The organism is Paenibacillus pinisoli (assembly GCF_003605435.1).
Lineage (GTDB): Bacteria > Bacillota > Bacilli > Paenibacillales > Paenibacillaceae > Pristimantibacillus > Pristimantibacillus pinisoli.
The window spans coordinates 189,142-201,472 of record NZ_QXQB01000007.1; the positions used below are offsets into that span (position 1 = coordinate 189,142).

Here is a 12,331-nt window from a genome sequence, read left to right on the forward strand (position 1 = left end):
GGGCTATAACCGATACACTGTAACGAAGCGGGTTAGAGATGAGGAGGACTGTCTTGGACCATTTTTTGATTTTTATCTTAATTATTCTGGCAGCTTCAATCCTGCAGACGAGCACAGGCTTTGGCTTTTCTATCATGGCAACGCCATTCCTGCTCTTGTTATACCAGCCTCAGGAAGCGATCCAGATCAACATTATTTTATCGCTGGTGATATCGGCATCATTAATTGTGAGGATAAGACGGGATATTGATATTACGCTTCTCAAAAGATTTACGCTAGGCAGCATAGCGGGCGTCCCCCTAGGCCTGCTCATCCTGTTATCTGTAGACATCGGCACCTTCACGTTAGGCATCAGTATTCTGCTGCTCGCCTTAACCGCATTGTTGGTCTTCAATTTCAAAGTTAAAGCGACGGGCTCCAGAGACTATATGGTGGGCGGAATATCCGGACTATTAACGACCAGCATTGGGATGCCGGGACCGCCGTTATTGCTGTACTTTACGGGAACGGATGCGGAGAAAGGGAAAATAAGAGCCACTACACTCGCTTTTTACCTGTTTATTTATTTCGTAAGTTTGCTGACCCAGATTATTTTTGCAGGGACAAATAATAGAATATGGACAGCGAGCCTTTATGCGATTCCTGTCGTATTTCTCGGTTTGCTGCTTGGCCAGCTGCTGTTCAACAAGTTGAATCAACGCATATTTCGGGTTATCACGTATATTCTGCTGAGCGGGACAGGCCTATATCTGCTAGTGGATAGTCTGATAAAGCTGTAGGAATGGTGGGAGCGGTCTGGTAATAGCTTGGGGTGTATGTGCAATTACATCTGCTCGATTTAGGCGAATGAAAAAACCGGCTTCTGCACGCAGAGGCCGGTTTTTCATGCATATCTATTAGATCAATGATTGCTAAGCTTGATTAGACTACGCCTTGCTCGATCATGGCATCAGCTACGCGTACGAAGCCTGCGATGTTGGCACCGACAACAAGGTTGCCTGGATAGCCGTATTTCTCGGCTGCGTCCATGCTGTTCTGGTAGATGCGGCGCATGATGTCATGCAGCTTCGCGTCTACTTCTTCGAATGTCCAGGACAAGCGCATGCTGTTCTGAGACATCTCCAGCGAGGATACCGCCACGCCGCCTGCATTCGCGGCTTTCGCCGGTCCGAACAGAACGCCGTTGTTCAGGAATACGTCGATCGCGTCAAGTGTCGAAGGCATGTTCGCGCCTTCGCCGATGGCCACTACGCCGTTCTTCACGAGCAGGTCTGCCGCTTTCTCGTCGATCTCGTTCTGAGTCGCGCACGGAAGCGCGATATCGCAAGGAATCGACCAGATGTTCTCGCAGCCTGGCGTGTATGTCGCGTCAGGATGAGTCAGAACGTATTCGCTGATGCGCTTGCGTTCTACTTCCTTCAGCTGCTTCACGAGCGCCAGGTCAATGCCCTTCGGATCGTAGATATAGCCGTTCGAGTCGCTGCACGCTACAACATGCGCGCCGAATTGCTGTGCTTTCTCGATCGCATAGATGGATACGTTGCCGGAACCGGATACGACCACAGTGCGGTCTTGGAAGCTCATGCCTTTCGACTCAAGCATTTCTTTTACGAAGTATACGCAGCCGTAGCCCGTTGCTTCCTTACGTGCAAGGCTTCCGCCGTAAAGGAGGCCTTTGCCAGTCAAGACGCCAGCTTCGTTGCCGCTCTTGATCCGCTTGTACTGACCGAACATATAACCGATCTCGCGAGCGCCCACACCAATGTCGCCTGCCGGTACGTCCATGTAAGGACCGATGTAACGGTACAGTTCCGTCATGAAGCTTTGCGTGAAACGCATAACTTCGCCTTCTGATTTGCCCTTCGGATCGAAGTCGGAGCCGCCTTTGCCGCCGCCGATCGGCTGGCCGGTCAAGGAGTTCTTGAAGATCTGCTCGAATCCGAGGAACTTGATAATGCTGGCATTAACGGAAGGATGGAAGCGAAGTCCGCCTTTGTACGGGCCAAGTGCGCTGTTGAATTGGACGCGGAAACCGCGGTTGACTTGCGGCTTGCCGTTGTCGTCAACCCATGGCACGCGGAAGTAGACGACGCGCTCAGGCTCAGTAATTCTCTCCAGGATGCTGTGCTTCATGTAATGCGGATTGGCTTCGATTACAGGGATCAGGGAGTCAAGAATTTCTTTGACCGATTGGAAAAATTCCCGCTCCCCTTGATTGCGATTGAGAATCGTTTCGTAGACCGACTGGACATATTCCTTGGCGGTCTGCTCCTTTACCAATACATTGTTCACGTGGGTGGACGCTCCTTCTATCGGGAAAATGACTAGCTAGGTACTTCTATCTATCAAACCGGTTGATTACAGCAGATCGCGACGCAGTTCCTCGCCGGACTTCGGCGACAGGTAAGCGAACGGAATATCGAATACCGTCTTGGCGCCGTTCTGACCTTCGTTGCTCAATCGGTTGGCAGCTCTTGCATAGGCAACCAGTACGCTTGCCGTAAATTCTGGATTGCTCTCCAGCTTCAGGCCAAAATCAATAATTTGCTTCGTGCCTTCGCCAGTCACACCGCTGCGAATAACGAATCCGCCGTGCGGCATGCCTTGATGTTCCGCTTTCAGCTGTTCCTCGGTAATGAACGTCACTGTCGTATCGTAGTCTGAGAAGTAGTTCGGCATGGATACAATCGTCTCGCGGATCAACTCTTGGTCAGCGCCTTCTTCCGCTACGACGTAGCACTCGCGAAGATGCTTCTCGCGTGTTGTAAGCTCAGGAGTTTCACCGTTGCGAATACGATCGATGACGGACTGGACAGGAACGGTGTATTGTACGCCGGCTTTCACGCCGGGTACGCGGCGAATCGCATCGGAGTGGCCTTGGCTGACGCCTTTGCCCCAGAATGTGTAATCAGTGCCTTCAGGTAGAATGGATTGGCCTAGCAATCGATTGAGCGAGAATAAGCCGGGATCCCAGCCTGTGGAGATAACGCTTAGATTGCCGCCTGTTGTTGCTGCAGCGTTAACCGCGTCGAAGAACTCCGGGATTTTTGCATGTGTATCGAAGCTGTCCACTGTGTTGAACATGCTTGCGAAGAACGGAGTCTGTTCTGGCAGGTCTGTAGCCGATCCGCCGCACAGAATCATGACGTCGATTTTGCCTTTGTATTGCTCTGCTGCCGAGATGTGCTCGAACTTCACGCTGCCTGTTGCCAGCTGCTCTGGCTGTCTGCGCGTAAATACTGCAACGAGCTCCATGTCCGGGTTTTGCGCCAGGGCCTTCTCGACCCCTTTGCCTAGGTTGCCGTAGCCTACGATGCCAATCTTGATTCTACCCATGTTAAATCCTCCTAAAAAATGCGAGATTCAGCCTAATGCCAGTCACTCTCTCAGAGCGCGATTTCGTATTATTTTAAGTTTTTTGACGCAATAATGCAAATTAATAATAACATAGTACAAACCAATTAGGGAGGAAATAGAAAGATATGGTGTTTTTTTGTCCAAAAACCGAACGATCCAAAGCTCGTGGAAGCCGCATAAAGTCTGGCTTTATTGCTGTGATAGGGTAGTGGATTAACTCGTTTAAGCGGCTCGAAAAATTTTTTTTATATCCAGAAGATATAAGGGCCTTGACGCAGGTTCGAAGGGTATAATAAGGGAGATATAGAAGGAAAATGACTCATAACAGATTGTTCCAAAGGAGATATCATGACGGCCAAAAACACGAACATAAACGCTGGTTGGAACTTTGACAATAGTTATGCCGGCTTGCCGGAAATGTTTTATAGCAGAATAGAGCCTAACCCAGTGGCTGACCCCGGGCTGGTCGTGCTCAATGAGCCCCTTGCCGCTGCACTTGGACTGGATGCTGAGGCGCTGAAGAGCGGGGAAGGAGTAGCCGCATTCGCGGGCAATGAGATGCCGGAGGGCTCGCTGCCGCTGGCTGAAGCGTACGCAGGCCATCAGTTCGGGCATTTCACGATGCTGGGAGACGGGCGCGCCATGCTGATCGGTGAGCAGATTACGCCTGCAGGCGAGCGATTCGATATCCAGCTGAAGGGCTCGGGACGGACGCCGTATTCCCGCGGCGGCGACGGGAGAGCGGCCCTTGGCCCCATGCTGCGCGAATACATCATCAGCGAGGCGATGCATGGACTAGGCATCCCTACGACACGGAGCCTTGCTGTCGTGACAACAGGCGAGCCGGTCTACCGCGAGACGGTGCTGCCGGGCGCTGTTCTGACTCGCGTGGCGGCAAGCCATATTCGCGTCGGAACGTTCCAGTATGCTGCGGGAGGCGGGACGATAGACGATTTGCGCGCCTTGGCCGACTATACGTGGAATCGGCATTATGCGGACGCCGACCCCGGCGGCAATCGTTATCTCGCACTGCTGAAGGAGGTCATCAAGCGCCAGGGCGAGCTTATTGCAAAATGGCAATTGGCGGGCTTTATCCATGGCGTGATGAATACGGACAATATGGCGCTGAGCGGCGAGACGATCGATTATGGCCCGTGCGCATTCATGGATGCTTATGATCCGGCGACCGTATTCAGCTCTATCGATAAGCAAGGGCGCTATGCTTACGGCAATCAGCCCAATATTGCGGCATGGAATCTGGCTAGACTTGCTGAGGCGCTGCTGCCGCTCCTTCACGAGGAAGAAGAGAAGGCAATCGAGCTGGCAGAGGAAGCGATCAAAGGTTTTGTCGACAGCTTCTACAGCCGCTGGATGAACGGTATGCGGGCGAAGCTTGGCTTATTCCATGAGGAGCCCGAGGACGAGTTGCTGGTCAAGGCGCTGCTGGACGTGATGCGGGAGCATCAGGCGGACTATACGAATACCTTCAAGGCGCTGACAATCGGCAAGCTGGAGGATGTGGCGATGTCGGATGTCGAGGGCTTCCGCGAATGGCATGCGCGCTGGCAAGAGCGGCTGAGCAGTCAGCCGGAGAGTGCCGAAGAGGCAAGGCAGCTGATGATGAACAGCAATCCTGCCGTAATTCCGCGCAATCACAGGGTGGAGGAAGCGCTGAAGGCGGCTGTGGAGACGGGCGATCTTAGTGTGATGCATAAGCTGATTGCCGTGCTGCGCAATCCATATGCACATACGCCAGAGCAAGAAGAATATGCGGCGTTGTCTGAGCCGTCGGCACATCCGTACCGCACCTTCTGCGGAACCTAGCTTATAATGCTGTGTCAAAGTGCGGGAGGATGATAAAGGGACTTTTCCCAAGAGCAGAAGTAGCAGTGTGTGGCACCGTTAGAAGCGTGGAATCGCCTCAAAAGCGGAAATAGTAACGCCACACACCGTTACACGCGAGAAAAGGGCGAAATCACGTAAACAGCGGTATGTAGCCCCGTTAGAAGCGTGGAATCGCCTCAAAAGCGGAAATAGTAACGCTACACACCGTTACACGCGAGAAAAGGGCGAAATCACGTAAAGCATAGCCGTGGATTGTGAGCCAAATGCCAAACCTGGCTGCAGTCATATGAGAATGAACATCATGCGAGCATCAATCATCATTCTGACACCGCGATAGTAACCTTGTGAGCTCTCTCACTCTACCGCGACTTCGTTCAATCCAGTGGAATCAGCTTGCTTTCAATTTCGGCGCGGCGCCCCTCCAGGAATGGCGGCAAGTCCAGCTTGCGGCCCAGCTCTTCCACGGACGAGTCGGCGGTGAAGCCCGGTCCATCCGTTGCCATCTCGATCAGGATCCCGTTGGCTTCGCGGAAGTACAGGCTGTGGAAGTAGAAGCGGTCTATAATGCCGGATGAGCGGAAGCCCTGCTGCCGGATGATGGCATCCCAGTAACGAAGCTCCGGTTCGTCCTTGACGCGAATGGCCAGATGATGAACGCTCCCTTTGCCGGGCCTCTCGTTCGGGCCATCCTCTTGCTTCACGACGATTTCGCCGAATGCTTCTCCCGCCATGGATTGATAGACGGCTTCTTCGCTTGTGCGGGAGGCCTCTACATAGCCCAGCATGTCCCGGAGAATGCGGGCCGTGTCTTCCAAGCTTCGCACTGTGAATTCGACCGTACCCATCCCGAGAATACGGTGCTCCTCCTCGACGCTTGGTTCATCCCAAGGGGCCCAGTGCTCCGGCACAGCTTCTCCAGCATGATTGATCAAGGCTAGACGGAGCCCTTCACCGTCTTCGAAGAGCAAGGATTCCCGTCCGGCAAAAAGCGTGATCCCGCCGTGCTGCACGCCGAATTGCTCGAAGCGCTTGCTCCAGTAATGCAGGCTGTCTGCAGACGGCACGAGCAAGCCGATGCGGGTAATCGCATTGGTGCCGCGGACCGTGCCGGCAAGCCGGGGCATCTCGAAGAAGGAGAGCTCCGTTCCTGCAGATCCGGTCAAGTCGCCATAGAAGAGGTGGTACATCGACGGATCGTCTTGATTGACCGTCTTCTTCACGCGTCGAAGCCCCAGAATGTTCCGGTAAAAATAATTGTTGTCCTTCGCATGCTTGGTCAGCATAGAGATGTGATGATGTCCGGTAATCGTTGGCATAGGGTACATCCTCCTTTTATAACTTGACTAGTCAACTGATAGTTAAAAAAATTACTCGTGCGGTAATTCTTTTTTCTGGCTATGTTTGTGAACGCGGGTCATAAGCGTGTATAGTGTCTGCTGCTCTTCCTTGCTCAGCACTTCCTCGAAGAAGGAGGTTTGAAAGGCCAACTGCTCCGGCATCGCCAGCTCCAGCACGGCTTCTCCTCTCTCCGTAAGGCGGATCGTCTTCGTTTTCCAGTCCTGCTTGCGAACGATGTAGCCTTCCTTCTCCAGACGCTCCAGCATGCGCGAGATGCCGCCTTGCGTCACCGTCACTTTTTCTGCGAGCTCCATCTGGGTCAGCGGCTGATAAGCGCGAATCTGCATGAGGGCATCGAATTGAGCCGTAGTCAGGCCAAAGCGCTTCAAAAAGGCATTCGACATCTGATTGCTTTGATTCGTGAAGCGCATCAAGCGCAGCCAGATTAACGAGCCGATGGTATTATTCTGCATCTAGGATCTTCCTCGCATTCGCTTGTCTTGTTATCACTTTACTACTCAACTGATAAAAACGCAAGCGCCGCTACACAATATCTTATTTTGACATATATGCTAGTAATTGCTATATTATAGGTGGACGTCCAATCTTGAGTTTTAATATAGGAGTACTCCTAGATTTATACCAAATATACAAATAGGAGAGAGATTATGAGAAAGATTCAAAAAAAACTGGCGGCGTTAGGCTTAACGCTTGTTCTATCCCTATCCATATTCGGAGCGGCAAGTGCGGAACCGGCAGTCGCTTGCGAGAAACCGGGTGACTTCACCCTGACTGCAACCCCGGGCAATCGCACGATGGCGCTGTCTTGGACACCTTCTGCAGGCGCTGACGCTTATGATGTCTATTATTCCCCAAGAGCGCCGTATGCTGCTCAAAATATTCAAGATACCAGCTTCACTGTCACGAATCTGCGCAATGGCTATATCGGCTATTCCTTTGGCATTATCGCGAAGAATGAATGCGGCTCGACTTGGTCCAACTCCATTAATCAGGTAGCTACATCAGCCACTGGAGCCCCTGCCAAGCCTAGTATAGAGCTTAATGACAATAAATTACACACAACAGGCGAGTTTGTCATAAATTGGACAATTTGGAATGGCAACAAAGCGACCTCCGGACGACTTCTGGAGAATGGGCAAGAGTATTCGCACCATTACTACGAGGAGTTCAGCAGTTCGCCGGGACAATCCGCAAGCTGGACCCTCAGACGTCCGTCAGGAACGTACACGTACCAGGTTGAGCTTACTAATCCGTTCGGTACAGTGCTCAGCGACACGATTACGGTAGTCGTACCGTAAAGCATCAGCAATCAAGAGCCTCCGCCTGCACTTGGGCGGGGGTTCTTTGCTATTCCGGCAGGCGGTATTCGTCCAACCATTTTTTTCAGTATACGAGAAGATCGTAATATTAGTATAATGGCGTCGAATAGGATTATATTGGATAACGGCAGGCTTGGATTGATTATTTCTATAACGCGCCGTCCCGGCAGTGCGGACAGGATAGGGGGCTAGCGGTTTTGAAAAGATACACGATGCGGCACGCATGGCTGGATTTGATTGGTTATGCCTTTCTGATTGGAGGCTCGTTTATTCTGGCAAAGCTATGCGTAGCCATCGTCCAGAATAGAATGCAGGAGAGCTTCTCGTGGGACGGCCTTAATGTCAATGCCGCCACCATCCTCGGCGTGCTGCTTTCGCTATCTATGCTCGCTGTCGTGACCCGCCAGGAGAAGAAGAGCTCGCTATGGGAGTTTAGCGGCTTCCGCAGAATCGGAATGCGGCAAACGGGCCTCTTTATCGGACTCGGCATGCTGCTCAGCCTGATGTTCGGCTATATTCTCCAGCTCGATATATTGGGGCAGCTGGCAGTCAGCCATGAGCGGAAAGTAACGTCGGAGCTGACCTCCGGCTCCATTCTGATCGTATGGATGACCGCAGGGGTACTGGCTCCGCTGCTCGAAGAGATCATGCTGCGCGGAATCGTCTTGCGGACGCTCCGTCATGTATATTCCCTTGCGACAGCCGTTGTCGCGCAGGCTATTCTGTTCGCGCTTCTCCATACCCATCCGTTTCAAATGGCCTACGCATTTCTATTAGGCCTGCTGTTCGCGTGGGCCGCGCTTCGCGCGAAGAGCCTTTGGGCTTCCGTCCTCATGCACATAGCCTTCAATTCGACCACCATCCTCATTATCCATGCGATTCGCGAATACGAATCGGCGGAGCTGTTGGTCGGGTCTACTATTTTGGCCATCCTTCTCATTGGAACCGGACTGTTCCCGGCCAGCAAGAAGCCTCAGGGAAAAGCGCTATAATATAGGAGGAATAAATGGATAACGCGGTATATTGCAGCGAATAAATTAAATATAGAAAAAATATACAGGCAGGTGTAAGATATGATTGAAAAAGTAATCGAAATTGTACGTGAAGCAAGCGAATTATTCAAAAATAAACAATTTACCGTCCTTAGCAAAGGCTCGGCCTCAAACCAGGTGACTTCCGTCGATTTGTCGGTGCAGCATTTTTTGAAGGAGCGGCTGGTGCCGTTAGTTGCGGATTGCGGATTTATTGGCGAGGAAAGCGAAGAGGTTGACTACAACCACGAATATCTATGGATTGTAGATCCGATCGACGGGACGTCCAATTTTATAAGAGATATCGGGCTTAGCGTCATTTCGGTCGGACTTGTGAAGGGTGGCGTGCCTGTGCTGGGCGTCGTCTATCATCCGTACCGGGATGAGATGTTTTATGCCGAGCAGGGCAAGGGCGCTTACGTGAACGGCAGACCGATGAAGGTCTCCGATCATGATTTGTCCCATTCGTTATTCTGTACGGCCATGAGCTTGTACAACAAGGACTTGGCGGGGCCTTGCTTCCGCATTATCGAGAAAGTGTATGAGGACTGCGACGATATTCGCCGTCTGGGCTCTGCTGCGCTGGAGCTTGCTTATTTGGCGGCAGGGCGAGTCGATTTGTATTTTGAGATGCGTGTCTTCCCATGGGATTTTGCAGCGGGTGAGATTCTGATCCGGGAAGCGGGCGGTTATGTAGGGACGGTCGAGCTCAGCCGAACGGTCTTCCACCGTCCGATCCCGCTAATCTGCGCGAATACGAAAGAGAATTATGATTACTTGAAGCGTGCCGTTACGGATGAGGTGCCTAAGATTCCGTACGACCGCTAAGACATGACGAGTCGGGGGCTGTCTGTGTGGCTGTGCAGAAGAAAAAGAAGAAGTTTTTGTATAAGGACTACAAGATAGACAAAGAGATTTTAGACGATGAAAAGGACTTCCATCTGGAGCAAGCGTACAGCCTCTGCGTTAATGAGCTGGGCCTCCAGCAGACGAAGAGGGATCAGATCATTGCGTTTTATATTGCCATTATCAGCTTTGTTATTCCTGCCATCATTGATTTAAGCGTAGCCACGTTCATAAAGGGGCTTAGCTTCCTTGCCTTGTTTATACTAGGCATATTGCTTACTTGGGTTGTCGTAAGGTACCGGGTGTACAAGGAAGTGTACTGGATCACTTGCCGGGTGATCAAGCAGCTCAATAACTTTGATAAAGAAGCCATTAACAAAGCGCTCGTCCAGCATATGTTCTACCGGAATTTGAAAAAAAGCATGGATTCGGTGCTGGTAACCCGCCAGGCAGGGAACGAGGTCAAGGTTAAAGGGTGGAGCTCCTACTGGAGGAATCTCTACAGCTCCGAGACGATCCTGTTCCATATTCCAGTGTTGATCAGCTCCGTCGTGCTTTGGATCGGCATGTATATGCTGCTGATTGACTTTACTCTGATTCGTTATATCATTCCGTCAGCGCTTACTCTGGCGAATCTATTGTATTTCACTAGACACTACTACAAGCAGCTCGCCAAAATATACAATGTCGTGTTTGACGGCAACGATGATTCCTTCAATGCTGTCTTCGGCAAAGCATGGTTTCTCCACTTTCATCTGGACTTCAACGAAAATAAGAAAGACTCGGATAGCTTACAAGCGTAAGCACCCGAGTCTTTCTTATTTATGTCAAAGCATCTGCATGGCGGACGGCTTCTTCCACGATAAGATACGCCAGGTTGTGGTCTTCCATGACATAGGCGGAGAGCTGTGGCTCGACCCAAATTCTTGACGTGCATTCATGTTCTCTAAGATAAGGAAGGCATTCCGCGACGTCTGCCTGATAGAAGAGCTGATAGCCAATCAGCGGATATCTGCCGTTCGGATCGAACTTCGGATTCTCCTCATGGCTGACTTGAATGGCGCCAATCAAGCGAGGGTTCGCGCACTTGACATAGCCCTCCTCCATACATTCCCGAATGACCGTTTCCTCCGGCGATTCCCCCTCCTCCACATGCCCGCCGGGCAAGTTGAAGCCCCGGCCTGTGACATGCACAAGCATGATTTTGCCTTGATCTATACATACGCCGTGGACGCTTGTCACAAGGGCTGGATCAGGACTGTTTATCCCCGGCAGCCAGGTTAATTTCACATAATGTCCGCCCCAGTCGGCGTAGATAGTAGTTGCCATGCTAGAACCTCCAATCCGTACCATTGAGCGCTCCTGAGGAGCAAGCAGTATCCCTATTGTAATACAACCTCCAGACGAAATCGAAGTGCGGTTTAATTTCCAGCCAAGGTATGATACATTAGGCTGTACCTGAGGAGAACGGCACTTAACCTATATCGATAAGGAGTCTTGCATGCAGCCATTTACGAGACGAGTCATACACATCATACAAAACATTCCAGAGGGGTATGTGATGACCTATGGACAAATCGCCGAAGCCGCCGGAAGTCCGAGAGGCGCGAGGCAGGTCGTCCGTATTCTGCACTCGATGAGCGCCGCCCACAAGCTGCCCTGGCACAGGGTCGTCAATGCCAAAGGCATGATTGCCCTAATGGATGAAGAGTCGCGCTTCAAGCAGATTCTGTATCTAAGCAGCGAGGGAGTATTGGCCGATGAAGAGGGCCGCGTGGATTTGGAGCAGCATCGGTATCAGCCGGGGGAGGATTTCTCTTGGCCGGATGAAGAGGAGCATTAGCGGGTACAGTCCAATAGAGTACTCAATAAGAAAGAGCGCCGGACAGGGCGCTCTTTTTGCATGTCTATAATGGCTCTACGCCTTCAAAATATCATGATCCACATAACGCGCGCCATTCAGCTCGCTGATGACGTTAATCGCGACCTTGGCGCCGTCGCCGGCTGTTACAATGGTATGCACGCTTACGCCTGCCACTGTGCCTGCCGCCCAGATGCCCGGAACGGATGTTTTGCCGCTGGCATCGACGTCGACAACAGTTTTAATCCGGGGCTCTGTTCCATCTTTGGTGGCGATGCCAGCCTTTTCGGCCAGATCTACGCTCAAACCGGTGGCGAGAATGACATGGTTTGCCTCGTAGCTTTGATTTTCCGTCTTAACTTGAATGACGGAATCGCTTTGGATTAGATTGATGACCGTATCCTGAATAATCTCCGCGCCGAACTCGGCCGCTTGCTTCTTGCCGGTCTCCACCAGATCGGGCCCGGTAATATCGGGAGCGCCGTAATGGTTGCGGAGAAGGGCTTTCTTGGTGATGCTTTTGTCATTGTCAAAAAGGAGCGTTTTCTTCCCGGACTTGGCTGCGTAGATAGCCGCGCTTGCGCCTGCGGGTCCTGCGCCAATAATGACGATATCGTACATATTCATCTACTCTCCTTCGGCATAGTGGGATAAGTGCGAATACGTGACTATTATAATAGATTCCAGAAGGAATGGACAGCTTGGGTCCCGCT

13 protein-coding genes are annotated in these 12,331 nt (G+C 51.7%); 7 read left to right on the top strand and 6 right to left on the bottom strand.

Annotated features, from left to right (window positions below; all coding sequences use genetic code 11):
* Positions 1-38 precede the first annotated feature (38 nt).
* On the top strand, positions 39-779 hold the full coding sequence (locus D3P09_RS24990) for a sulfite exporter TauE/SafE family protein (RefSeq protein WP_424452635.1): 741 nt from the start codon (positions 39-41) through the stop codon (positions 777-779).
* A gap of 142 nt (positions 780-921) precedes the next feature.
* Here the strand turns inward: D3P09_RS24990 and gdhA are convergent, their stop codons facing one another.
* Both gdhA and D3P09_RS25000 read right to left on the bottom strand, forming a co-directional pair.
* Complete coding sequence (gene gdhA / locus D3P09_RS24995) at positions 922-2,292, bottom strand: NADP-specific glutamate dehydrogenase (protein WP_120114158.1); 1,371 nt, start codon at positions 2,290-2,292, stop codon at positions 922-924.
* 66 nt (positions 2,293-2,358) lie between these two features.
* Positions 2,359-3,336 carry a diaminopimelate dehydrogenase gene (locus tag D3P09_RS25000; RefSeq protein WP_120114159.1) on the bottom strand — a complete coding sequence of 326 codons (978 nt, stop codon included), beginning with the start codon at positions 3,334-3,336 and terminating at the stop codon, positions 2,359-2,361.
* A 369-nt stretch (positions 3,337-3,705) separates the two neighbouring features.
* Between D3P09_RS25000 and D3P09_RS25005 the strand changes: the two genes are divergently transcribed.
* On the top strand, positions 3,706-5,181 hold the full coding sequence (locus tag D3P09_RS25005) for a protein adenylyltransferase SelO (RefSeq protein WP_120114160.1): 1,476 nt from the start codon (positions 3,706-3,708) through the stop codon (positions 5,179-5,181).
* 395 nt (positions 5,182-5,576) lie between these two features.
* Here the strand turns inward: D3P09_RS25005 and D3P09_RS25010 are convergent, their stop codons facing one another.
* Both D3P09_RS25010 and D3P09_RS25015 read right to left on the bottom strand, forming a co-directional pair.
* A complete protein-coding gene (locus tag D3P09_RS25010; protein WP_120114161.1) occupies positions 5,577-6,518 on the bottom strand; it encodes a ring-cleaving dioxygenase in 942 nt (313 codons plus the stop codon).
* 51 nt (positions 6,519-6,569) lie between these two features.
* On the bottom strand, positions 6,570-7,013 hold the full coding sequence (locus D3P09_RS25015; RefSeq protein ID WP_120114162.1) for a MarR family winged helix-turn-helix transcriptional regulator: 444 nt from the start codon (positions 7,011-7,013) through the stop codon (positions 6,570-6,572).
* Between the two features lie 195 nt (positions 7,014-7,208).
* Here D3P09_RS25015 and D3P09_RS25020 point away from each other — a divergent pair, with 195 nt between their 5' ends.
* The 4 genes from D3P09_RS25020 (at position 7,209) to D3P09_RS25035 (ending at position 10,560) form a co-directional block, all read left to right on the top strand.
* On the top strand, positions 7,209-7,859 hold the full coding sequence (locus tag D3P09_RS25020; RefSeq protein ID WP_120114163.1) for a fibronectin type III domain-containing protein: 651 nt from the start codon (positions 7,209-7,211) through the stop codon (positions 7,857-7,859).
* Positions 7,860-8,077: 218 nt separating this feature from the next.
* The gene (locus tag D3P09_RS25025) at positions 8,078-8,872 is read left to right on the top strand and encodes a CPBP family intramembrane glutamic endopeptidase (RefSeq protein ID WP_120114164.1); all 795 of its coding nucleotides are present in this window, start codon (positions 8,078-8,080) and stop codon (positions 8,870-8,872) included.
* A gap of 81 nt (positions 8,873-8,953) precedes the next feature.
* The gene (locus D3P09_RS25030) at positions 8,954-9,739 is read left to right on the top strand and encodes an inositol monophosphatase family protein (RefSeq protein WP_120114165.1); all 786 of its coding nucleotides are present in this window, start codon (positions 8,954-8,956) and stop codon (positions 9,737-9,739) included.
* Positions 9,740-9,765: 26 nt separating this feature from the next.
* Positions 9,766-10,560: a hypothetical protein gene (locus D3P09_RS25035; protein ID WP_120114166.1), complete on the top strand. Its 795-nt coding sequence runs from the start codon at positions 9,766-9,768 to the stop codon at positions 10,558-10,560.
* Positions 10,561-10,579: 19 nt separating this feature from the next.
* Here the strand turns inward: D3P09_RS25035 and D3P09_RS25040 are convergent, their stop codons facing one another.
* Positions 10,580-11,086 (bottom strand): NUDIX hydrolase, encoded by a 507-nt coding sequence (locus tag D3P09_RS25040; protein WP_120114167.1) that lies wholly within the window; start codon positions 11,084-11,086, stop codon positions 10,580-10,582.
* Positions 11,087-11,258: 172 nt separating this feature from the next.
* Between D3P09_RS25040 and D3P09_RS25045 the strand changes: the two genes are divergently transcribed.
* Complete coding sequence (locus D3P09_RS25045; RefSeq protein ID WP_120114168.1) at positions 11,259-11,600, top strand: MGMT family protein; 342 nt, start codon at positions 11,259-11,261, stop codon at positions 11,598-11,600.
* A 75-nt stretch (positions 11,601-11,675) separates the two neighbouring features.
* Here D3P09_RS25045 and D3P09_RS25050 read toward each other — a convergent pair whose 3' ends face one another.
* Positions 11,676-12,239: an FAD-dependent oxidoreductase gene (locus D3P09_RS25050; protein WP_120114169.1), complete on the bottom strand. Its 564-nt coding sequence runs from the start codon at positions 12,237-12,239 to the stop codon at positions 11,676-11,678.
* Positions 12,240-12,331: the final 92 nt, after the last annotated feature.

Bases quoted from the DNA above. Each gene is read 5' to 3' on its own strand.
- D3P09_RS25015 (WP_120114162.1), bottom strand. From the start codon at position 7,013: ATGCAGAATAATACCATCGGCTCGTTAATCTGGCTGCGCTTGATGCGC.
- D3P09_RS25000 (WP_120114159.1), bottom strand. From the start codon at position 3,336: ATGGGTAGAATCAAGATTGGCATCGTAGGCTACGGCAACCTAGGCAAA.
- D3P09_RS25010 (WP_120114161.1), bottom strand. From the start codon at position 6,518: ATGCCAACGATTACCGGACATCATCACATCTCTATGCTGACCAAGCAT.
- D3P09_RS25050 (WP_120114169.1), bottom strand. From the start codon at position 12,239: ATGTACGATATCGTCATTATTGGCGCAGGACCCGCAGGCGCAAGCGCG.
- D3P09_RS25045 (WP_120114168.1), top strand. From the start codon at position 11,259: ATGCAGCCATTTACGAGACGAGTCATACACATCATACAAAACATTCCA.
- D3P09_RS25040 (WP_120114167.1), bottom strand. From the start codon at position 11,086: ATGGCAACTACTATCTACGCCGACTGGGGCGGACATTATGTGAAATTA.
- D3P09_RS25030 (WP_120114165.1), top strand. From the start codon at position 8,954: ATGATTGAAAAAGTAATCGAAATTGTACGTGAAGCAAGCGAATTATTC.
- D3P09_RS24990 (WP_424452635.1), top strand. From the start codon at position 39: ATGAGGAGGACTGTCTTGGACCATTTTTTGATTTTTATCTTAATTATT.
- D3P09_RS25005 (WP_120114160.1), top strand. From the start codon at position 3,706: ATGACGGCCAAAAACACGAACATAAACGCTGGTTGGAACTTTGACAAT.
- D3P09_RS25020 (WP_120114163.1), top strand. From the start codon at position 7,209: ATGAGAAAGATTCAAAAAAAACTGGCGGCGTTAGGCTTAACGCTTGTT.